This window comes from Neisseria sp. P0014.S009 (assembly GCF_051958155.1).
Classification (GTDB): domain Bacteria; phylum Pseudomonadota; class Gammaproteobacteria; order Burkholderiales; family Neisseriaceae; genus Neisseria; species Neisseria flavescens_C.
On sequence record NZ_JBQCVS010000215.1, the window covers coordinates 1 to 244 of the forward strand.

Here is a 244-nt window from a genome sequence, read left to right on the forward strand (position 1 = left end):
CGATAACAATATGCGCTTGAGGATCATCGGCAGCCGCGAGCGGTTTAATGCTGAAATCCTGAAGGGTATTGAGGCGGCCGAGGCGTTGACGGCAAATAATACCGGTTTGACTTTGAGCATTGCCGCCGATTATGGCCGCCGCTGGGATATTTTGCAGGCGGCAAATCAGTTGATTGCCGAAGGTGTAACAGAGATTACGGAAGAGGCGTTGTCGCGTTACTTGATGTTGGGCGATGCACCCGAG

At 52.9% G+C, this 244-nt stretch carries 1 protein-coding gene; it reads left to right on the plus strand.

What is annotated here, in order from left to right; translation table 11 throughout:
* The coding region (locus ACTHS4_RS12380) for an undecaprenyl diphosphate synthase family protein (protein WP_440366036.1) at positions 1 to 244 on the plus strand (244 nt) is incomplete at both ends.